Source organism: Paraburkholderia sp. SIMBA_030 (assembly GCF_046535245.1).
Classification (GTDB): Bacteria; Pseudomonadota; Gammaproteobacteria; order Burkholderiales; family Burkholderiaceae; genus Paraburkholderia.
Map to the genome: position 1 here is coordinate 1 of NZ_JAWRXB010000156.1, position 363 is coordinate 363.

Annotated in this window: 1 protein-coding gene; it reads left to right on the forward strand. The window is 48.8% G+C overall.

All coding sequences use genetic code 11. The annotated features are described in order from the left end of the window. Positions 1–363, forward strand: a 363-nt coding sequence (locus SB772_RS39455) for an efflux RND transporter permease subunit (protein ID WP_410838447.1), incomplete at both ends; no start/stop codon positions are given.

The following is a 363-nucleotide window of genomic DNA, read 5'->3' on the forward strand; positions in this document are numbered from 1 at the left end:
AACGGATACTTCTGGTGCACAAGTGCGCTTGGGTGATGTAGCAGATGTTGAAATCGGTAGTGAGAACTATAGCGTTGTCTCTCTCTACAATGGTCAAGAAGCAGCCGGTCTTGGTATTTCGCTTGCGGGCGGTGCTAACGCGCTTGAAACTCGCGAAGCGGTTGGCGCACGTATGGCTGAGCTGGAAAAAAACTTCCCAATTGGTCTAGCCTCAGTCGTTCCGTATGACACCACACCATTTGTACGCTTGTCTATCGAACAAGTCGTTATGACCCTCATTGAAGCGATTGTGTTGGTATTTATCGTTATGTTCATTTTCTTACAGAACTGGCGTGCCACCATTATCCCGACCCTTGCCGTACC